This window comes from Streptomyces sp. NPDC055099 (assembly GCF_053607685.1).
In genome coordinates this window covers 22,030-41,990 of record NZ_JBSGUA010000009.1, presented here as the reverse complement: position 1 = coordinate 41,990, position 19,961 = coordinate 22,030, and the positions used below count along the sequence as shown (strand labels likewise).

At 70.0% G+C, this 19,961-nt stretch carries 17 protein-coding genes; 8 read left to right on the top strand and 9 right to left on the bottom strand.

Going from position 1 to position 19,961, the window contains the following annotated elements; translation table 11 throughout:
* Positions 1–23 precede the first annotated feature (23 nt).
* On the top strand, positions 24–1,217 hold the full coding sequence (locus ACWFRU_RS22355; protein ID WP_453689556.1) for a UDP-N-acetylglucosamine--N-acetylmuramyl-(pentapeptide) pyrophosphoryl-undecaprenol N-acetylglucosamine transferase: 1,194 nt from the start codon (positions 24–26) through the stop codon (positions 1,215–1,217).
* A complete protein-coding gene (locus tag ACWFRU_RS22350) occupies positions 1,214–2,221 on the top strand; it encodes an SDR family NAD(P)-dependent oxidoreductase (protein WP_453689554.1) in 1,008 nt (335 codons plus the stop codon). The genes ACWFRU_RS22355 and ACWFRU_RS22350 overlap by 4 nt, the downstream gene beginning before the upstream one ends.
* Here the strand turns inward: ACWFRU_RS22350 and ACWFRU_RS22345 are convergent.
* Positions 2,209–2,844 carry a TetR/AcrR family transcriptional regulator gene (locus ACWFRU_RS22345; protein WP_453689552.1) on the bottom strand — a complete coding sequence of 212 codons (636 nt, stop codon included), beginning with the start codon at positions 2,842–2,844 and terminating at the stop codon, positions 2,209–2,211. The genes ACWFRU_RS22350 and ACWFRU_RS22345 overlap by 13 nt on opposite strands.
* 362 nt (positions 2,845–3,206) lie before the next feature.
* Between ACWFRU_RS22345 and ACWFRU_RS22340 the strand changes: the two genes are divergently transcribed.
* The 4 genes from ACWFRU_RS22340 to ACWFRU_RS22325 all read left to right on the top strand — a co-directional run bounded on the left by ACWFRU_RS22340 (position 3,207) and on the right by ACWFRU_RS22325 (position 7,427).
* The gene (locus ACWFRU_RS22340; protein WP_453689550.1) at positions 3,207–4,193 is read left to right on the top strand and encodes a tetratricopeptide repeat protein; all 987 of its coding nucleotides are present in this window, start codon (positions 3,207–3,209) and stop codon (positions 4,191–4,193) included.
* Positions 4,194–4,785: 592 nt separating this feature from the next.
* Positions 4,786–5,403 (top strand): DUF6230 family protein, encoded by a 618-nt coding sequence (locus tag ACWFRU_RS22335; protein WP_453689548.1) that lies wholly within the window; start codon positions 4,786–4,788, stop codon positions 5,401–5,403.
* 139 nt (positions 5,404–5,542) lie between these two features.
* On the top strand, positions 5,543–6,097 hold the full coding sequence (locus ACWFRU_RS22330) for a DUF6114 domain-containing protein (RefSeq protein ID WP_453689546.1): 555 nt from the start codon (positions 5,543–5,545) through the stop codon (positions 6,095–6,097).
* Entirely contained in the window at positions 6,087–7,427 is a 1,341-nt protein-coding gene (locus tag ACWFRU_RS22325; RefSeq protein WP_453689544.1) for a hypothetical protein, read from the top strand. The genes ACWFRU_RS22330 and ACWFRU_RS22325 overlap by 11 nt, the downstream gene beginning before the upstream one ends.
* Positions 7,428–7,508: 81 nt before the next feature.
* Here the strand turns inward: ACWFRU_RS22325 and pyk are convergent, their stop codons facing one another.
* From pyk to pta, 3 genes are all read right to left on the bottom strand, one after another.
* Positions 7,509–8,939, bottom strand: a complete 1,431-nt coding sequence (pyk, locus tag ACWFRU_RS22320; RefSeq protein WP_363209342.1) for a pyruvate kinase — start codon at positions 8,937–8,939, stop codon at positions 7,509–7,511.
* A gap of 146 nt (positions 8,940–9,085) precedes the next feature.
* Positions 9,086–10,303 (bottom strand): acetate kinase, encoded by a 1,218-nt coding sequence (locus ACWFRU_RS22315; RefSeq protein WP_453689542.1) that lies wholly within the window; start codon positions 10,301–10,303, stop codon positions 9,086–9,088.
* 45 nt (positions 10,304–10,348) lie between these two features.
* Positions 10,349–12,433 carry a phosphate acetyltransferase gene (gene pta / locus ACWFRU_RS22310; RefSeq protein ID WP_453689540.1) on the bottom strand — a complete coding sequence of 695 codons (2,085 nt, stop codon included), beginning with the start codon at positions 12,431–12,433 and terminating at the stop codon, positions 10,349–10,351.
* 308 nt (positions 12,434–12,741) lie between these two features.
* Here pta and ACWFRU_RS22305 point away from each other — a divergent pair, with 308 nt between their 5' ends.
* A complete protein-coding gene (locus ACWFRU_RS22305; protein WP_453689538.1) occupies positions 12,742–13,767 on the top strand; it encodes an ATP-dependent 6-phosphofructokinase in 1,026 nt (341 codons plus the stop codon).
* Between the two features lie 24 nt (positions 13,768–13,791).
* On the opposite strand, the gene ACWFRU_RS22300 is transcribed toward ACWFRU_RS22305, so the two are convergent.
* The 4 genes from ACWFRU_RS22300 to ACWFRU_RS22285 all read right to left on the bottom strand — a co-directional run bounded on the left by ACWFRU_RS22300 (position 13,792) and on the right by ACWFRU_RS22285 (position 16,989).
* A complete protein-coding gene (locus ACWFRU_RS22300; RefSeq protein WP_453689536.1) occupies positions 13,792–14,508 on the bottom strand; it encodes a helix-turn-helix domain-containing protein in 717 nt (238 codons plus the stop codon).
* A gap of 65 nt (positions 14,509–14,573) precedes the next feature.
* Positions 14,574–15,278 carry a hypothetical protein gene (locus ACWFRU_RS22295; RefSeq protein WP_453689535.1) on the bottom strand — a complete coding sequence of 235 codons (705 nt, stop codon included), beginning with the start codon at positions 15,276–15,278 and terminating at the stop codon, positions 14,574–14,576.
* A 35-nt stretch (positions 15,279–15,313) separates the two neighbouring features.
* Positions 15,314–16,345 (bottom strand): hypothetical protein, encoded by a 1,032-nt coding sequence (locus ACWFRU_RS22290; protein ID WP_453689533.1) that lies wholly within the window; start codon positions 16,343–16,345, stop codon positions 15,314–15,316.
* Positions 16,333–16,989, bottom strand: a complete 657-nt coding sequence (locus ACWFRU_RS22285; protein WP_453689531.1) for a hypothetical protein — start codon at positions 16,987–16,989, stop codon at positions 16,333–16,335. The genes ACWFRU_RS22290 and ACWFRU_RS22285 overlap by 13 nt, the downstream gene beginning before the upstream one ends.
* Before the next feature lie 167 nt (positions 16,990–17,156).
* Here ACWFRU_RS22285 and ACWFRU_RS22280 point away from each other — a divergent pair, with 167 nt between their 5' ends.
* Positions 17,157–17,630: an HIT family protein gene (locus ACWFRU_RS22280; protein ID WP_453689529.1), complete on the top strand. Its 474-nt coding sequence runs from the start codon at positions 17,157–17,159 to the stop codon at positions 17,628–17,630.
* A gap of 12 nt (positions 17,631–17,642) precedes the next feature.
* Here ACWFRU_RS22280 and ACWFRU_RS22275 read toward each other — a convergent pair whose 3' ends face one another.
* The gene (locus tag ACWFRU_RS22275; RefSeq protein ID WP_453689527.1) at positions 17,643–19,931 is read right to left on the bottom strand and encodes a bifunctional serine/threonine-protein kinase/ABC transporter substrate-binding protein; all 2,289 of its coding nucleotides are present in this window, start codon (positions 19,929–19,931) and stop codon (positions 17,643–17,645) included.
* Between the last annotated feature and the right edge of the window lie 30 nt (positions 19,932–19,961).

The following is a 19,961-nucleotide window of genomic DNA, read 5'->3' as shown; positions in this document are numbered from 1 at the left end:
CCTGCTCGTGATGCTCCATTGCCATGCGAACACCCGATATGCGATCACCCGAGGCAGGGGCCCGTACCCACGGGCGGGCCCCTCTCTCCGTCGTCATCGGCGCGGGCGGCACCGGTGGACACATCTATCCCGGGCTCGCCCTCGCCGACGCCCTGCGCCGGGCGGTGCCGGGCGCGGTCGTCTCCTTCGTCGGCACCGAACGGGGCCTGGAGACCCGGCTGATACCGGAGGCCGGATACCGCCTGCACACCGTCGACATGATTCCGTTCGACCCCTCGCTCGGCGCCAGGCGGTTCCTGCTGCCCGCCGCCCTGGTGAAGTCCGGCGCGCAGTGCCGGGCGATCCTGCGGGAGCAGGGCGCGCAGGTGGCCGTCGGGATGGGCGGCTACCCGAGCGCTCCCGTCATCGTCGGCGCCAGGATGGCCGGGCTGCCGAGCCTCATCCACGAGTCCAACGCCGTCCCCGGCCGGGCCAACCGTTTCGCGGCCCGCCTCACCCCGAACATCGCCGTCGCCTTCGACCGCAGCCGCGAGCATCTGCCGGGCGGCGAGCGCGCGTACACCACCGGGATGCCCATCGCGGCGCCGCTCGCCGCGCTCGACCGGGGCGCGCTGCGGGCCGAGGCACGGCGGGAGTACGGGGTTCCTGACGCGGCCCGGCTGCTGCTCTTCAACGGCGGCAGCCTGGGCGCCGCCCGTCTCACCGAGGCGGCCGTGGGGCTCGCGGCGCGCTGGCGGCACCGCGCCGACGTACAGCTCCTGATCAAGACGGGGCCCGCCGCGCTCGACGAGACGCGGCGGCGCCTGACGGAGGCGGGGGTGGAGGCGACCGCGCGCGCCGTGCCCTACCTCGACCGGATGGACCTCGCGTACGCGGCCGCCGATCTCGTGGTCTGCCGCGCCGGTTCCGCGACCGTCGCCGAACTCGCCGCCACCGGGGTGCCCGCCGTCCTCGTCCCCTATCCGCACGCGCCCGGCGACCACCAGACCCACAACGCGCGTGTCCTGTCCGACGCGGGCGCGGGTCTCTTGCTCCCCGACGGCGAGACGACGGCCGCGCGGCTCGCGGAGCTCGTCGGGCCGCTGCTCGCCGATCCGGCGCGGCTGGCCGCGATGAGCGGGGCGGCCGACCCGGGCCCGCACGCGCGGGCCGCCGACCTGCTCGCCGAGCAGGTCATCCGACTCACCCACCACACACCGCACTTGGAGTACGCATGAGCAGCAGCGAGAACACCTTCAGCTGGGCGGGCCGCACGGTCCTCGTCACCGGGGCGGAGGGCTTCATCGGCTCGACCCTCGTCGACCTGCTCCTGGAACAGGGCGCGAAGGTCCGCGCCTTCGTGCACTACAAGCCGTACGCGGAGAAGGGCCACCTCGCGCATCTGCTCGGCGACCCGCGGGTCGAGATGCTCGCGGGCGACGTGCGGGACGCGGGACGCGTGATGGACGCGGTGGAGGGCTGCGACACGGTCTTCCATCTGGCCGCGCTGATCGGCATCCCGTACTCGTACGACTCCCCGGGTGCGTACGTCCAGACGAACGTCGTCGGCACGGAGAACGTGGCGGAGGCGTGCAGGCGGCACGACGTGCGGCGGCTCGTCCACACCTCCACGAGCGAGGTGTACGGGACGGCGCTGACGGTGCCCATCAGCGAGGCCCACCCCCTCCAGCCCCAGTCCCCGTACTCCGCGTCGAAGATCGGCGCCGACATGATGGCGCTCTCGCACTGGCACGCCTTCGAGCTGCCGGTGACGGTCGTGCGCCCCTTCAACACCTACGGCCCGCGGCAGTCGGCCCGCGCGGTGATCCCCACGATCCTCGCCCAACTGCACTCCGGCGCCCGGCAGATCAAGCTCGGCTCGCTCACGCCCACCCGGGACTTCACGTACGTCACGGACACCGCGCGGGGCTTCATGGCCCTGGCGGCGTGCGATGCGGCCCTGGGTCACGCGGTCAACCTCGGCGTGGGCCGGGAGATCGCGATCGGGGACCTGGCGCAGGCGCTCATCGAGGCGTCCGGGCGCGAGGCGGAGGTGGTCGTGGACCCGTCCAGGCTGCGTCCCTCGGGCAGCGAGGTCCAGCGGCTGCTCTCGGACAACTCACGGGCGACGCGGTGGGCGGGCTGGAGCCCGGAGGTCTCCCTGACGGAGGGCCTCAAGCGGACCTCGGAGTGGGTCGCCGGGAACCTCCGCCTCTTCGCCCCGGACCGCTACCAGGTCTGACCCGCGGCCGCCGCGAGGCCGCCGAGCAGGAGCAGCGTGAAGCGGCGGGCCCAGGCCTCGTCGACCGGTTCCGCGCTCACCAGGGCGCGGTGGACCACCGCTCCGGCGATCACGTCGAAGATGAGGTCGGCGGTCCGGCCCGCCGCGGCGGGATCGGGTTCCGCGGGCAGCTCACCGCGCTCCTGCGCCCGCCTGCGCCCCGCGAGGACCAGCCGCTTCTGGCGGTCCACGATCGACGTACGGATGCGCTCCCGCAGCGGCTCGTCCGACGTCGACTCGGCCACCACCGCCATCAGCGCGGTCTTCGTCTCGGGACGGCCGAGCAGCGCCGCGAACTGGAGCACCACGCCCTCGATGTCCGCGGCCAGGCTGCCGCGGTCCGGCAGCTCCAACTCGTCGAACAGTTCCGCCACCGCGTCCACGACCAGCTCGCTCTTGCCCGCCCAGCGCCGGTACAGGGTCGTCTTGGCGACGCCCGCACGCGTGGCGACGTCTCCCAGGGTCAGCTTGGACCAGCCGAGCTCGACCAGGGCCTGGCGGGTCGACTCCAGGATCGCGGTGTCGGCCGCGGCGTTGCGGGGGCGGCCACCGGTGCGGGCGGGTGGGGGAACGCGGCTCTGCATCCCGCGACCATACCGGCCAGTACGGAATCGGTCGGAGCGCGGGCGAGTGAGCCAGATCACCGAAGTTCTCGCAGGTCCGCCGTCCACACGGCCAGGCATGGCAGTTACGCTACGACTCGTAGCGAAAGAGAAGTGGGCGAGATGAACGGCAACTCCTCGGCGCCCACTTTCTTTCGCGGCGAACGAACAGCGACAACCACAGCGACAACCAGAGCGGCACGCACCGGCACAGGGTGGGGACCCTGCGCCACAACCATCGGTCCTCCTCGGGACCTTGGCGCCACGGCCGTCCGCGGCCCCGCAATCCGGCGGGGGGTCACGGACGGGCGCGGTTCCCGCACGGCTTGGGGGAGGATGTACTCATGCAGCCACGGAACATGTCCATGAGCGGAGTCGTCGACCTCGCCGCCGTGAAGGCGGCCCAGGAGGCCAAGGCGAAGGCGGAGCAGGCGCGTGCCGAAGCCGCCAGGCAGGGTGGGGGCGCCGTGTCGGGCGTCTCGCCGTCCAGCCTCGTCATCGACGTAGACGAGGCCGGCTTCGAGCGCGAGGTCCTGCAGCGCTCCACCGAAGTGCCCGTCGTCATCGACTTCTGGGCCGAGTGGTGCGAGCCGTGCAAGCAGCTGAGCCCGCTGCTCGAAGGTCTCGCGCGGGAGTACAACGGCCGTTTCGTCCTCGCCAAGATCGACGTCGACGCCAATCAGATGCTGATGCAGCAGTTCGGGGTCCAGGGGATTCCGGCCGTCTTCGCGGTGGTGGCCGGACAGGCCCTGCCGCTCTTCCAGGGCGCGGCCCCGGTGGAGCAGATCCGCCAGACCCTGGACCAGCTGATCCAGGTCGGCGAGGAGCGCTTCGGCCTGACCGGTCTCACCGTCGACCCGGACGCCCAGGGCGGGGAGCAGCGGGAAGCCCCCGTCGCCGAGGTGCCCGCGGGACCGCACGACGCCCTGCTCGAAGCCGCCGTACAGGCGCTGGACGCGGGCGACTTGGGCGGCGCGGTGCAGGCGTACCGCAACGTACTGAACGACGACCCGGGCAACACCGAGGCGAAGCTCGGTCTGGCCCAGGCCGAACTGCTCCAGCGTGTCGAGGGTCTGGACCCGCAGCAGGTCCGCAAGGACGCCGCCGACCGACCCGCGGACGTGGCCGCGCAGATCGCCGCCGCCGACCTGGATCTGGTGGGCGGTCATGTGGAGGACGCCTTCGGGCGGCTCATCGACACGGTGCGGCGCACGGCGGGCGACGACCGGGACGCCGCGCGTGTACGGCTGCTCGAACTCCTCGAGGTGGTCGGCTCGGACGACCCGCGGGTGACCGCGGCGCGCACGCAGCTCGCGCGGGTCCTCTTCTGACCCGTTCCCCGGGCCGTTCGCTGACCAGTCTCTAAACGCCGGGGCTTGTGATGCCCGAGTGAAAATTCGCCGTCAAGGCGTCACAGTGGCCGCGCTTTACCAAAACTTGGTAATCGCGGCCACTGTTACTTGGAGTAAGCCCAGGTCAGTCTTCTGTCCTGGTGTGCCCTTCAACATCCCGTTCTGTTCCTCCCCATGGGTGCACCGTCTGTGGCCGACCGATACCGGGCGGTCGTGGTTCGGTTATCGCGCCGTTACTAGCCAGTAACGAACCCCCTTGTGCGGGGACCGAGAATGCACCACGATCGGCGACGCTCGGTCCAATAACCCGCAGCCCGAAAGCCAGTCGGGAGCGGGCTTTCTGGGTCCCCACCGAGCAGGCCGGAGACACCCCGTCGCCCGGTCTAGGACAGGGGGGTCTCTGCCGTCCGGCAGGGCCTGTCCGGCAGGTTGTGCGTGTCGCGTGCGACCAGTGGTTGTCGCTCGGGGGTGATCTCCCGAGGACGTAGCGCTTCTCCCATCCCTGCCCGGCTGCGCCGCCCGAACGGCGGCAGCCAGGGCCGGAGATGTACGTCCGAGAAGGAGGAAAGTCATGGAGTCCGTGGCTCGTGGCGGAACCAGATGGAAGCGGTTCGCCGTAGTCATGGTGCCGAGCGTCGCGGCGACTGCCGCGATAGGTGTGGCCCTCTCGCAGGGTGCACTCGCGGCATCGTTCAGTGTGTCCGGTCAGCAGTTCAAGGTGACTGCCGACCAGCTCGACGGTACGGGTTTCGTCCAGTACGGGGCGCTTGACAGCGGCAAGTCGGGTAACCACCCGGTCGCCGTCGTCGGCCTCGACTCGGCCAAGATCACCAACCTGTGTCAGTCCGTCGTCGTTCCGGTCCCCGTCTTCGGCGATGTGTCGATGACCCTCAAGGCCGGCGCCAAGGGCGGCCCCAGGGTCGAGGCGAAGAAGCTTTACATCGACGCCGATGACCTGAAGGCCGACGCCACGTTCACCAACGTGGACATCGGCGTCTCGATCGACCGGACCACCAAGGGCCCGGGTCCGTCGAAGGGTGACAAGTACGCCCCCGACTCGTTCGCGCAGCAGGCCGACAAGGTGCGGTTCACCGACGTCAAGCAGCGTGCGTGGGCGACGACCGCCGGCACTTTCAAGCTCTCCGGTCTGGCCATGTCGGTCAAGAAGGGCAAGCACGAGTGCTACTGAGGCAACTGATGCCTTGGCAGCGGCACTTGTCGCTATGAAACGGCCGGGCGCGGGGGCGCACGGATCTTGACCTCGACCGTCCCCGTGCCCGAATCCGCAGGACACAGAACCAACGCCATTCCCCGAGGAGCTGTACGACATGAGCGCCGAAGCGCAAGTGGGACTGGGCGACAAGCTCGGCCGGATGCGCCGATCGTTCCGAGGGTGGCGCGGTCAGCGCCCGTTCTGGGGTGGTCTGCTGACGTTGCTCGGCGGCATCCCGATCATGTACTTCCCGTACGCGAACCTCACGATCGGCACGATGACGATCCGGATGGCGACGACCGCCGGTGCCGGTTCGCTGATCATCGGCGTCCTGCTTGTCGTGCTCGGCCTGACCATGTGGTTCCAGCCGCATTCCCGGATCTTCGCGGGTGTCGCGGCGATTCTGCTCGCCCTGGTCTCTCTGGTGGTCTCCAACTTCGGCGGCTTCGTCGTCGGCTTCCTGCTCGCTCTGCTCGGCGGTGCCCTCGGCATCTCCTGGGCGGCGGACAAGCCGGTGAAGCAGTCCGCGAAGAAGCGGGCCGAAGGCTCCGACGACGGGGCGCCGGAGCCCGCGGCCGCGGGGGCCGCGAACGGGGTGAGCGGCACTACGGACGATCTGTCAGGAACGAGCCCGGACAACGGGACGAACGGGAGGCACCGTGCCGGCTGACGAGGTGCACCATGTGGACTCCGCGGGGGAGCCCCGCGCGAGATCCGGGCCGCGCCACGCGGCACCCAGAAAGCCGCTCCTCACCCGCCTGCACGTCCCGGCGGGCAAGGCGATAGCCATCGCGGCCATGCCGACCGCCGTTCTCATGGGCATGGGTCTGACTCCCCAGCTCGCGCAGGCCAAGCCGCTGCCGAAGAACCCCTTCCAGGACGGCCCGTGTGTCACGGCGCCGGACGATGCCTCCGAGGCCACCAAGGACTCGGAGAAGGAAGCCGACAAGGCTGCCGAGGAGAAGGCGGCGAAGGAGAAGGCGGAGCAGGACGCCAAGGACGCTGCCAAGAAGGACGAGGCCGCCGAGCCGACTCCCTCGCCCTCCGCCGGTGGCAAGGCGGGCTCGGACGCCGACGGCTCCGGGAAGGCCGAGCCGACCCCGTCGCCGTCCGCTTCCGAGGACGGGGACGAGAAGGCCGAGGAGCCCGCTCCGGAGCCCTCCGAGACCAAGAACCCGCTGGACCCGCTGGGTGTCGGTCCCGCGCTCAAGGACCTCTTCACGCCTGACGAGAAGGAGTCCGAGAGCCCCACGCCGACCCCCTCGGCCGCGGAGGAGACCGAGTCCGCCGAGTCCTCCGAGGACAAGGCGAAGGACACGGTCGACGACGTCACCAAGCCGGTCGACGACGCCCTCGACGGGGTCAAGGACGGCGTCGAGGACGGTGCCGACAAGGCCGGGGACACGGTCGACAAGGCCAAGGAAGACGCCGAGAAGGCGGCCGAGGAGGCTGCCGGCAAGGCGGGGTCCGATGAGCCTGCGGCGTCCGCGGACCCGATGGCACCGGACGAGAACGGCAAGAAGCCGTTCCCGTGTGTGGTCGAGAAGAAGGTCGACGGAAAGGCCGAGCAGACGCCCGCGCCGATCCCGAACCAGCCGTGGCACCTGGAGGCCAGTTCGCTCACCCTCAAGGGCGCGGACTACCAGGGCGTCGTGAACCTGACGATGCCCAACGGCAAGACCAAGCAGGCCCTGAAGTACGTCGTCCAGAACACGGACATCGGCGACCTGCACCAGATCGTCGAGGGCCCGGCCGGCAAGAAGTACCACGTGCAGGCCGAGAAGGGCTCCACGTCCACGATCCGTGGCGGCGAGACGACGATGTACACCGAGTCGATCTCCGGCAAGCTCTTCGGCCTGATCCCGATCACGTTCGACCCGGAGCACCCGCCGCCCCTGAACATCCCGCTGATCTACTTCACGGACGTGAAGGTGCAGCAGGCGGGCCAGTTCGGCGGCAACCTGCACGTCCCCGGCCTGAGCCAGACGATCACCGACTGATCTTCACCGGGAGCCGCGAAAGCGCCGAGGGCGCCCCCTGTGTCAGGGGGCGCCCTCGGCGTCGTACCAGGTGTCGGTGTGTCAGTCGCGGCCGACGCCGCCCAGGTGGTGCACCCGGACCATGTTGGTGGTGCCGGGGACACCGGGAGGCGAACCGGCCGTGATGATCACGGTGTCGCCCTCGTTGAAGCGGTTCAGCTTGACCAGCTCGGCGTCGACGAGGTCGACCATCGCGTCGGTGTTGTCGACGTGCGGCACGACGTACGAGTCGACGCCCCAGCTCAGGGAGAGCTGGTTGCGGGTGGCCTCGTCGGTGGTGAAGGCCAGGATCGGCTGGGCCGCGCGGTAGCGCGACAGACGACGGGCCGTGTCACCGGACTGCGTGAAGGCGATCAGCGCCTCGCCGCCGAGGAAGTCCGCGATCTCGCACGCGGCACGGGCCACCGAACCACCCTGCGTACGAGGCTTCTTGCCGGGCACGAGCGGCTGCAGACCCTTGGCGAGCAGCTCCTCCTCGGCCGCCGCGACGATCTTCGACATCGTCTTGACGGTCTCGATCGGGTAGGCGCCCACGGACGACTCGGCGGACAGCATGACCGCGTCCGCGCCGTCCAGGATCGCGTTGGCGACGTCGGACGCCTCGGCGCGCGTGGGGCGCGAGTTGGTGATCATCGACTCCATCATCTGGGTCGCGACGATCACCGGCTTGGCGTTGCGGCGGCACATCTCCACGAGGCGCTTCTGCACCATCGGGACCTTCTCGAGCGGGTACTCGACGGCCAGGTCGCCACGGGCGACCATGACGGCGTCGAAGGCCGCGACGACGCCCTCCATGTTGGCGACGGCCTGCGGCTTCTCCACCTTGGCGATGACGGGGACCCGGCGGCCCTCCTCGTCCATCACCTTGTGGACGTCCTTGACGTCGCTCGCGTCGCGCACGAAGGAGAGGGCGACCATGTCGCAGCCCATCTTCAGCGCGAAGCGCAGGTCCTCGATGTCCTTCTCGGAGAGCGCGGGCACGTTCACGGCCGCGCCGGGCAGGTTGATGCCCTTGTGGTCGGAGATGACGCCGCCCTCGACGACGATCGTCTTCACCTGCGGCCCGCTCACCTCGACGACCCGCAGCTCGACGTTGCCGTCGTTGATCAGGACCTGGTCGCCCTTGGAGACGTCACCGGGCAGGCCCTTGTAGGTGGTGCCACAGATGGACTTGTCGCCGGGGACGTCCTCGGTGGTGATGGTGAACTCGTCACCGCGCACCAGCTCGACGGGGCCCTCGGCGAAGGTCTCCAGACGGATCTTCGGACCCTGCAGGTCGGCGAGGACGCCGACGGCACGGCCGGTCTTGTCGGCAGCCGCACGGACGCGGTCGTACCGCCCCTGGTGCTCGGCGTGCGTGCCGTGGCTGAAGTTGAATCGGGCCACATTCATGCCGGCCTCGATCAGCGAGACGAGCTGCTCTTCGGAGTCGACGGCGGGGCCCAGCGTGCAGACGATTTTGGAACGGCGCATAGGGGCGATCCTATCGGTTTGTTTCGCTTCGGAATATTCCGTCTGGTGGAATCTACAAATGGGCGGAACTGCGCTCAGGCGTTGCGGTGAAGAAATGCTGATGAATTGCGGTTATGACGGGTTCTGCGGGTTCTACGGCTTCGGTTCTACGGGTTCTGCGGGTCCCCCACCAATGCGTACGTCTGCTGCGCGATCTCCAGCTCCTCGTCGGTGGGGACGACGGCGACCGCGACCCGCGCGTATTCCGGTGAGATCAGCCGGGCCTCGTCGGAACGTACGGCGTTGAGTTCTCCGTCGACCGCGAGCCCCAGTTCCTCCAGGCCCGCGACGGCAGCCTCCCGCACCGGCGCCGCGTTCTCACCGACCCCCGCCGTGAACGCGATGGCGTCCACCCGGCCGAGCACCGCGTAATAGGCGCCGATGTACTTCTTCAGCCGGTGGATGTAGATGTCGAAGGCGAGCGCGGCCGCCTTGTCGCCCCCGTCGATACGGCGCCTGATCTCCCGCATGTCGTTGTCGCCGCAGAGACCGACCAGACCACTCTTCTTGTTGAGCAGGGTGTCGACCTCGTCGATCGACATCCCGCCGACGCGGGCCAGGTGGAAGACGACCGCCGGGTCCACGTCACCGGAACGGGTACCCATCACGAGCCCCTCAAGCGGCGTGAGCCCCATCGATGTCTCCACGCACCTGCCGCCCCGCACGGCGCTCGCGGAGGCGCCGTTGCCCAGGTGCAGCACGATGACGTTCACTTCCTCGGGCGTCTTGCCGAGCAGCTTGGCGGCCTTGCGGGACACGTACGCGTGCGAGGTCCCGTGGAAGCCGTAGCGCCGCACGCGGTGCTGGTCGGCGGTGGCCACGTCGATGGCGTAGCGCGCCGCCGACTCCGGCATCGTCGTGTGGAACGCCGTGTCGAAGACGGCGACCTGCGGGAGGTCCGGGCGCAGCGCCTGGGCCGTGCGGATGCCGGTGATGTTGGCCGGGTTGTGCAGCGGCGCCACCGGGACGAGCCGCTGGATCTCCGCGAGCACCTCGTCCGTGACGACCGTCGGCTCGGTGAACTTCAGGCCGCCGTGCACCACGCGGTGACCGATCGCGGCGAGCTCGGGGGAGTCGAGACCGAGCCCGTCGGCGGTCAGCTCGGCGGCGACCGCCTTCAGCGCCGCCTCGTGGTCGGCGATCGGCTCCTCGCGCTCCCGCTCCTCGCCGCCGCCGGCCAGCGGGGTGTGCTTGAGCCGCGAGGTCTCCTCGCCGATGCGCTCGACGAGGCCGACCGCGAGGCGTGAGCTGTCCCGCATGTCGAGCAACTGGTACTTCACCGACGAGGAACCGGAGTTGAGGACGAGGACTCGGGTGGCGGTCACAGGAGGAATGCTTTCTGTAGACGTCATACGGGGCTTGCGGGGCCGCTAGACCGAGGTGGTCGGGCGGCCCTGGGCCTGGATCGCGGTGATCACGACGGTGTTGACGATGTCCTGCACGAGAGCGCCGCGGGACAGGTCGTTGACCGGCTTGCGCAGGCCCTGGAGGACCGGCCCGACGGCGATCGCGCCCGCCGAGCGCTGCACGGCCTTGTACGTGTTGTTGCCGGTGTTCAGGTCCGGGAAGATCAGCACGCTCGCCTGCCCCGCGACCTCCGAGTCCGGCAGCTTCGTCGCCGCGACCGAGGGCTCCACGGCGGCGTCGTACTGGATCGGACCCTCGATCTTCAGGTCACCGCGGCTCTCCCGCACCAGCTCCGTCGCCTCGCGCACCTTGTCGACGTCGGCGCCCGAACCCGACGTGCCCGTCGAGTACGAGAGCATCGCGATCCGCGGCTCCACGCCGAACTGCTCGGCCGTGGCCGCCGCCTGCACGGCGATGTCGGCGAGCTGCTCGGCGTTGGGGTCGGGATTGACCGCGCAGTCGCCGTAGACGAGCACCTTGTCGGCCAGGCACATGAAGAAGACCGAACTGACGATCGAGGCGTCCGGCTTGGTCTTGATGATCTCGAACGCGGGCCGGATCGTGGCGGCCGTGGAGTGAACGGAACCCGACACCATGCCGTCGGCGAACCCCTCCTGCACCATCAGGGTGCCGAAGTAGTTCACGTCGGCGACGACGTCGTACGCCAGCTCGACCGTGACGCCCTTGTGGGCGCGCAGCTCGGCGTACTTGGCGGCGAACGCGTCCCGCAGCTCGGAGGTCTGCGGGTCGATGAGCTGCGACGCGGCGAGGTCGACACCGAGGTCCGCGGCCTTCTTGCGGATCTGCTCGACCGGGCCGAGCAGCGTCAGGTCGCAGACACCGCGGCGCAGGAGCACGTCGGCGGCACGCAGGACGCGCTCCTCGGTGCCCTCGGGCAGCACGACGCGGCGCTTGTCGGAACGCGCCTGCTCCAGGAGCTTGTGCTCGAACATCATCGGCGTGACGCGGTCGCTGCTGGGCGCCTGTACGCGGCCGAGCAGCCCCGCCGTGTCGACGTACCGCTCGAAGAGGCCGAGGGCCGTCTCCGCCTTGCGGGGCGTGGCGGCGTTCAACTTGCCCTCCAGGGCGAAGAGTTCGCCCGCGGTGGGGAAGGAGCCGCCGGAGACCGCGATGACCGGGGTGCCGGGCGCCAGGCGGTCGGCGAGCTTCAGGATCGCCTCGCCGGGCTGCTCGTTCAGGGTCAGCAGGACGCCCGCGATGGGCGGCGTACCGGCGCTGTGCGCGGCGAGCGAGCCCACCACGAGGTCGGCGCGGTCCCCGGGGGTGACCACGAGGCAGCCCGGGGTCAGGGCGTTCAGGAAGTTCGGCAGCATCGCGCCGCCGAAGACGAAGTCGAGCGCGTCACGGGCCAGGCCCGCGTCGTCGCCGAGCACGACCCGGCCGCCGAGCGCGTGGGTGATCTGGGCGACCGTGGGGGCGGCGAGCGCGGGCTCGTCCGGCAGGACGTAACTGGGCACGGGAAGGCCGGCCGCGAGGCCCTCATGGATCTCGTCGCGGTCGGCGGGCGCCACCCGGTTGGTGACCATCGCCAGGACGTCGCAGCCCAGGCTCTCGTAGGCGCGATAGGCGTTGCGCGTCTCGGCGCGGACCGATTCGGCGGTCTGGTTCTTGCCGCCGACGACGGGTATCACCGAGGCGCCGAACTCGTTGGCGAGGCGCGCGTTGAGGGACAGCTCGTCGGGGAGCTGGGTGTCGGCGAAGTCCGTGCCGAGCACCAGGACGATCTCGTAGTCCCTGGCCACCCGGTGAAAACGGTCGACGAGCTGGGAGACCAGCTCGTCGGTGCCCTGCTCGGCCTGGATCGCGGAGGCCTCGTGGTAATCCATGCCGTACCCGGACGCGGCGTCCTGCGCGAGCCGGTACCGGGCCCGCAGGAGATCGAAGAGGCGATCGGGCCCGTCGTGGACCAGTGGCCGGAAAACCCCCACCCGGTCGACCTGGCGGGTCAGGAGTTCCATGACTCCCAGCTCGATGACCTGGCGGCCGTCGCCCCGGTCGATCCCGGTCACGTACACGCTGCGCGTCACGCGTGCTCTCCCCTTCTCCGCTGCTCCGCCGCGGTGTTCCCTGGCCGCCCGGTGAGACCGGGCGGCTCCCGTCAGGGCCGGACAAATGACCCGATATGGTTGCCGTGCCCTCTTGACAATACCTCTGCGGCTGGCTAGGTCGCCCGCCGGACGAAAGGCCTCGTGAAGCGGCCCCAAGGGCCTTCTCCCCAGGATCGGCCGGGGCAGCCGTGAACCGGGTCGCTCTGTGGTGAGCGGCACCGGGTTCGCGGTCATGGAACAATCGGACCGGCTCACACGCATCAACAGCGAGCAGGAGACACAGCACGATGCGCATCGGAATTCTCACCGCAGGCGGCGACTGCCCTGGCCTCAACGCAGTGATCCGGTCGGTCGTGCACCGAGCCGTCACGCACTACGGAGACGAGGTCATCGGCTTCGAGGACGGTTACGCGGGCCTGCTCGACGGCCGCTACCGCTCCCTCGGTCTCAACGAGGTCAGCGGCATCCTGGCCCGCGGCGGAACGATTCTCGGCTCCTCGCGCCTGGAGCGTGACCGGTTCCGCGCGGCCTGCGAGGACGCGCGTGCGCTCGCCAAGGAGATCGGCTTCGACGCCCTGATCCCGATCGGCGGCGAGGGCACCCTCACGGCCGCGAAGATGCTGTCGGACGCGGGCCTGCCGGTGGTGGGCGTCCCGAAGACGATCGACAACGACATCTCCTCCACGGACCGCACCTTCGGTTTCGACACGGCGGTGGGTGTCGCCACGGAGGCGATGGACCGCCTCAAGACGACGGCCGAGTCGCACCAGCGCGTGATGGTGGTCGAGGTCATGGGCCGGCACGCGGGCTGGATCGCCCTGGAGTCCGGCATGGCGGGCGGCGCCCACGGCATCTGCCTCCCCGAGCGCGCCTTCGACCCCGCTGACCTGGTGAAAATGGTCGAGGAGCGGTTCTCGCGCGGCAAGAAGTTCGCGGTGATCTGCGTGGCGGAGGGCGCGCACCCGGCCGAGGGCACCATGAACTACGGCAAGGGTGCGATCGACCAGTTCGGCCACGAGCGCTTCCAGGGCATCGGCACGGCGCTGGCGTACGAACTGGAGACCCGCCTCGGCAAGGAGGCCAAGCCGGTCATCCTCGGCCACGTCCAGCGCGGCGGCACTCCGACGGCGTACGACCGTGTCCTCGCGACCCGCTTCGGCTGGCACGCGGTGGAGGCTGTGCACCGCGACGACTACGGCCGGATGACGGCCCTGCGGGGCACCGACATCACGATGGTGCCGCTCGCGGAGGCGGTCACCGAGCTGAAGACGGTGCCGAAGGACCGGATGGACGAGGCGGAGTCGGTCTTCTAGCGGCCGGTTTCCGTCTTCGCCGGATCAGCCCCCGGCGGCGCCGCGCACCTGGGTCCAGAAGTGCTCCAGGATCTTGTCCAGGAAGTCCTGCCCGGCGCTCCCCGAGGCGTCGGCCCCGGCGCCGCCGCCCCAGCTCAGGGTGCGGACCATGCGCGACTGGTAGTCGGCGTGCAGCTGCTGCAGCACGTCCTCGAGATGCCGCTTGTGCACGGGCAGCATCTTGCTGACGGGCCGCACATACCCCTGCCAGCGGGTGGTGACGGCCCTGCGCAGCAGGTCGGCGAGCTCGTCGGCGCGTCCGACGACGTTGATGAAGTCGGGCAGCGGGAGCCGCAGCACGTCGGCGAGGGCGGCGGACTGCCGCTCGTTGCCGCGCCAGGTGTTGGTCTCCTCCATGTGCAGATAGGCCTGGATCTCGACGCCGGACCCGCGCGCCACGTCCTCGGGCGCGAGCCCACGGGCGAGCCGGTGCTCGCGCAGGGTGGTGGCGGCGCCCATGAGCTCACCGGGCGAGCACCACAAGGTCCCCGCGAGCGCGGTGAGCTCGGCGGAGGTGGGCGCGGCGAGCCCGCGCTCCCAGGCGGCGATGGTCTCGGGGGTGATGTAGGTGAGCCCGTAACTCGCCCGCATCCCGTAGGCGACATGCCCGTGCGCCATCCCCAGGGCCTCACGGAGGCGCCGGGCGGCGGGAAAGTTGAACGGGGGCGTCGGCTGATTGGGCTGGCTCGATTGCACGGGCACACGGTATGGGCGCGGGGGGCCGACGACTACGGTGCGTTCATACGAGGTTGCGGATTGGTGCGAAGCTACGGAGTGCTGGGTGCGCGGGGGGCGTGAGGCTCGCCGAGCAACTCCTCCAGGGCGTGCCCGTACGCACGGAAGAGGGGCCGGGCCTTGGGATGCGCGGGGGAGTCCGGGAGCAGCAGGTCGGCGAGGTGGGCGACGCGCCATATCCGCAGGACGGCCATGGCCGCGGCTCCGCGCGCGGGGCCGCCGGGTCCCCCGGGCTCATCGTCCTCCCCTTCGAGCGCGCGGCCGACGAGTCCTGCCGCGATTTGTATCGCCTCGGCGATGAGGGCGGCTCCGCGGGGGACCTCGGGGCCGCGTGCGATCGCCGCGGTGATCAGGGCCTGGAGAAAGCGGGTCAGCTGCAGATCCGCGCCGAGCCGGCACATACGGCGCACGGCGTGCGGCTGATCGAACGGCCCCCGCACGTCCTCGTACCCGGAGGACCACAGCAGGAGGCTCGACGCCTCCACGGGATGCTCCCGCAGATAGCCGAGTTCATCGAAGATCCCCATGACCGGCTCCCCGAAGTCCCCGACCCACCGGACCACTTCAAGAAGCCGCACCACATCACCCCTCCGCCCCGCGACGAAGTCGCCCACGGAAACATCCGCCAGTTCCCAGGTCCCGGCCGCGGCGACAGCACCGATCTCGATGATGCCGCCGAGGGGGCCGAAGAGGGAGCGGGCGAGGGTCTGTTCCGGGACGTCGTATCGCTCGGTCATGTCACGTCGTGTTGTGCCGTGTCGTGCCGTGCGGGCTATCGGTTGATCGACTGGATCTCCTCGACCACGACCTCTTGGTCCGCGCCGAACTCGCCGTCGGGGAGTTTCTGCGGCTTGTTGACCCCCGTGCCGGTCCAGTGGATCTTCCAGGTGACGGTTGCCTTGAGCGGGTAGGAGCCGTCGCCGGACGAGCGGAGGTACTTCACGCCGCAGGGCGGGTCCTCGTCGGACTTGCCCTTGGTGTAGGGCTCACCGATCTTGCCGTCGTTGATCGGGCAGACGCCGGATGCGGGGTAGGTTTCGGCGTCCTTGGTGCCGGGGTCGATCTTCAGGGAGACGGGTTCGGCGGTCGCCGTTGCCTGGAGGTCGAGGACCGGGACCGAGGCCGTCACCGACACCGGCTTGAAATCGGCCTGATCCAGCCACGCCCAGGTCGGGAGATTGACCTTGGTGGTATCCGCCGGGGCGAGCGTGACTTCGGTGTCGGGTACGCGGATCTCGGCGTACGCGAGCTGCGCGAGGACCTCCGGAGTGACGGCTTCCGGAATGTCGGCCGGCGGCGGGTCGCCCTTGTCGACCCAGAAGTACGGCTTGTCGCAGTCGAATGCTCCCGGGGCGCTTTCCCTTCCCTCCGGGATGAAGCCGTCCCACCAGAAGCCGTCACCGGTCTTGTCCTTGTTGAAGTCCTTGTAGGGCTGCCCGTCGACGTAGCGATTGCGCTGCGACAGATCCCACTGCGATCCGGTGGACTCGGCCGCCCAGATCGGCTCAAGCTTCTTCTGGAGCTGGGCAGGGGTGTGCGCGGGAGCGTAATAGCAGGGCGGAGGCGTCCAGTTGGTGGACGGAGTCACCGGGCCCGTCGTGCCGCCCTTGCCGTTCTTCGAGTGGTCGAATTTGACGCCGCCCGCCGTGGCGGACAGGGTCTGCCCGTCGCTGTCGGCGTCCACCTGCGTCTCGGAGCCGTTGCCGCCCGGGTCGATGTCGGCCCACGCCTGAGGGCCGCTCAAGGCCACTGCCAGGCCCGTGAAGAATGCCGTCAGGGCTGTGGCCCTTCTTACGGTTGGCATTGCGCCGCCCCCCTGGTGGAAATGATCTGCGAGGTCTGCCAGGTGCCGTCGTCGTTCTTGATCAGCTGCGTGTTGTACGAGACGTAGCTGTTCTTGGTCACCGGCGTCTTGTTGGTCTTGTCGTTCTTCTTGCTCTTGGTGAAGCCCTTGCCTTCGTCCGCACAGAAGGAAAGCGTGGCGGTCTTCTTGTCCTTGAGCGTCACTTGGCGGTCGTAGTAGCGCACTGTCCCCGTGAGCGACAGATCGGCGTCCTTGAACTTCTTGACCCAGGTCACCGCCGCTTCGAGCGCCTTGCCGGTGTTGTAGTAGCCGACCGCCTCACCCTTCGGGTCCGTCCCCGTGATGGCGGCGTTCACGGCGCGCATGCGCTCCGCGTTGTCGGCAAGCACGGCCTTCTTCACGGCGTCCCCGGTACGGGGCTCCTCAAAGGTCATGGTCAGATCCGCCGGGAGCTCGATCTTGGGACGGCCGGAGTCCTTTGCCGGGCTCGCGCTGGGCGAAGCCGACTCCTTCTCGCCCCCCTTGCCCGCCCCAGCGATCTTGTCGTTGTCCTTGGACTCGTCGTCGCCGCTGCCGCAGGCTGTGAGCAGCAGAGCCGCGGTCGCGGTGAGGGCGACCGTCGCGAGACGGAGAGGGCGGTTCACTGACGGCTCCTGGTGAGGGTGGGAGTTGGCGCGAGCTAAGCACGCTAGCGGGAGCTGATCGGCGGCACCAGAGAGAAATCTGCTGAGCAATGGGGCGTGAGGGGTTCATCCCGGTGAATCGGGCGGCACAAAAAGGGAGATCGCACGTGGTGATGGAGCGGAAAGCCATGGATCTTGAGGGGTACATGGAGCGGGCTCGCAGCGGACCCTGCTTTGTTTGTGCGTTTCTTCGCGGAGAAACCGGCTATGCCCATCACCTCGTCCACGAGGACGACGAGCACGTCGCCTTTCTCGACCGGTGGCCCACCCTCCCCGGGAAAGTCCTCGTCGCGCCCAAGGCCCACGTAGAGCACGTCGTTCGCGACCTGGACGAGGCCGCATACGTGCGGATCATGCTCTTCGTGCGCCAGGTGACCCGCGCCGTCGAGCGGGTCTTCGACTCCGAGCGCACCTACCTCTACTCCCTCGGGAGCCAGGAAGGGAACAGCCACCTCCACTGGCACATCGCCGCTCTGCCGCCCGGAATCCCGTACGAGCAGCAGCAGTTCCACGTCCTGATGACCGAGAACGGGGTGCTGGACGTGGCGCCGGGTGAGATGGCTGACGTCGCCGCGCGGCTTCGGGCCGCCCTGAAGGCTTAGTCGCGGACATCGCTACTGCTTCGTCGGCTCGTATGTGCTGTCCACCTTGCCGATCTCGGTCCACGTGTCCTTCTCCCTGCGGTCGAACCACACCGGGCGTTCACGCGCCGAGCGGCGCTTCTCGAAGGAGACCTCGTCCAGGACGCCGTTGACCGAGACGTTCTGGATCTCGCGGTCCAAGGTGTGGCGGAGCGAAGTCGGGGAGGCGTCCGCCGGGAGTTTCTTGAGGGCCGTCGCCAGAGCCAGGGCGCCGTCGTACAGCTCCTGGTTGCCGCGTGCGGGGAGGTTGTCGCCCGGCTCGCCGGAGTAGTTGCGCGTGCGCAGGACACCCTCCGGGATGCCCGCGGCCGTCTTCGCCGCCCTCGCCCGCTCCTCCGAGTCCTCGCAGACCCCCTCGGGGGCGCTCTGGGACAGGATCGGCCCGGTGAAGCCGCCCGCCCTGAGCTTCTTCGCCCACACGGTGACGTCCGTCCCGATCGGCACCACCACCGCGTCCGCCCGCGCCTCCTCGGCCAGCGCCGGGATCTGCGCCGTCTTCACCTCGTCCGGCCGCACCTCCAGCGCCTCGGCGGGCACGCCCGCCTCGCGCAGCCCGGTCCCGATGCCGTCCTGCCGGTCCGCCCAGACCTTGTCCTCCGCCACAAGCACCCGGCGCGCGTCGGTCCGCGTCAGGAGGTACTCGGCCATCGCCTCACCCTGCCGTTCGTCGTCGGCCGGGATCGCGAACGCGCCCCCGGCGTGGGCGACGTCGTAACACGTGCTGATCTCCGGCAGGAACGCCTCGTCCGTGTCGTGCACCCAGGAGAAGTCGACGGTGTCACCGATGACCGCGAGCATGTCCGGGTGCTCGGCGAGCAGTTCGCGGGACGTCGTGTCCGGGTCCGCGGCCACGGGGACGAGACGGAAGCGGTCGCCGCCCTTCTCGCCGCTCTTCTCACCGCCCTTCTCGCCGAGCGTCTCGGCGAAGGCGGACTCGACGGTACGCATCTGCTGCGTCGTGAACTGCTTGAACTCCGAGGTCTCCTCTGCGCCACCGCCGGAGCGTGCCGTGCCGACGTGCGTGTAGCTGTGGGCGACGCCGATCTCGTACGTGCCCGGGACCGGGGTGGATGGTTCCCCCTCGGACGCGGCAAGGGAACGTATGCCGAGCCCCGTCGGGATGCTGACCGCGAGCAGCAAGGCCGCGGGGATCAGCAGACGCCGCTTCCCGCGTGAGCCGTGTGCGTCCGGGGGCACGGACACCTTGCTGACCGGCTGGGGCCGGGGCTGGGGCTTGGGCTGAGGTGTGGGCTCGGGCCGGGGACGCGCGTCCTCCACCTCCCCGGCCGCCTGCCGCTCCCGCTCGCCCACGACGGCGTCCTGTATGTCGTCGTCGGCCCCGCCCGCACCACCGTCCCCGTCCCCGTCTTCGTCCCCGTCCCCGCCCTGATCGGCCGCCGCCAGAATCCGCTCCAGCGTCGTCGCCGCGTCCGCGGGCCGGTCGGCGGGGTCCTTGGCCAGGAGGTCGAGCACGAGGCGTTCGACGGGCGCCGGCACCTCGGGCCGCGCCCGCGAGGGTCGCAGCGGTGCGTCGTTGACGTGGTTGAACATGACGCCCGCCGCCGAGCCGGTGAACGGCGTTCTGCCGACGAGGAGTTCGTAGAGGACGCAGCCGAGCGCGTAGAGGTCGGTGCGACCGTCGCCCGGCTCCTGCCGGAACCGCTCCGGCGCCAGATACGGCACGCTGCCGAACGGCAGCTCCCCGGTCCGCGTCAACCGCGAGTCGCCCGCCGCCCGCTCGATGAACGTCGCGATGCCGAAGTCGACGACCTTGGCTGTGCCGTCCTGCGTGATCATGATGTTGCCGGGCTTGATGTCACGGTGCACGACACCCGCCGAGTGCGCCGCGTCCAGGGCGCGGCAGACGTCGGCCCCCCAGTGCAACGCCTCCGCCACGGGCACGCGCACGCTCTCGCGCAGCACGTGGTCGAGGGAACGTCCCTGCACGAGGGCCATCACCAGGTACGGAGTCGGCTGCGAGCTGCCACCGGCCGTACCGCCGCCCGTACCCTCATCCGTGCCGTGGTCGTACACGGCCACGATGTACGGGCTGTCCAGCGAGGCCGCCGCCCGCGCCTCCTGCCGGAAGCGCGCCAGGAGCTGGTCCAGTTCATCGGCGTCGGCGGACTCCGCCGCCGCGAAGAGCTTCACCGCCACCTCGCGGCCGAGGCTTACGTCCCGCGCCCGCCACACCTCTCCCATGCCGCCCGCGCCGAGCCGCTCCAGCAGCTCGTACCGGCCGTTCAGCAAACGCCCCCGCATGTGCCCTCCCTCAGACCCGGCGATCCTAGC